At 46.2% G+C, this 346-nt stretch carries 1 pseudogene; it reads left to right on the top strand.

Annotated elements, in window-relative coordinates:
- Positions 1 to 257, top strand: a pseudogene (locus AB4585_RS27975) (hypothetical protein); the annotation flags it as partial.
- Positions 258 to 346 lie beyond the last annotated feature (89 nt).

Raw genomic sequence — 346 nt, 5'->3', positions numbered from 1 at the left:
CAACAGTAGGTGGGAAAGACATCGTTGCCACGTATGATCCTGAGTACAAGTCAGTGAACATTTGGTACAACACCAGCGGCAAGCCAGTCACAGAAGTGGACTTCTTTGGTAAGTCAGACCAAGGTGAGCTTAAGCGAGTAGAAACAGTGAAAGCAGGCATGTATTGGTTCGTATGGATCAACTACTACCCAGAGAGCCAACTTAACGACGACGGCGTAGCAAGCCAAGAACATGCGCACCTATTTGGTCCTGCATAATCGAGCTGCGATGAATCGTTAGAATAACCAAGCCCTTTTTATTGAATGCTCAGTAGATAGGGTTTCTTTGTGTTGAGACACCCATGTAG

The sequence above is a fragment of the Vibrio sp. 10N.222.49.C9 genome (assembly GCF_041474985.1).
In the GTDB taxonomy this organism is placed as follows: domain Bacteria; phylum Pseudomonadota; class Gammaproteobacteria; order Enterobacterales; family Vibrionaceae; genus Vibrio; species Vibrio crassostreae_C.
The sequence above is the reverse complement of the archived record's forward strand: the minus strand, read 5'-3'. Positions and strand labels throughout refer to the sequence as shown.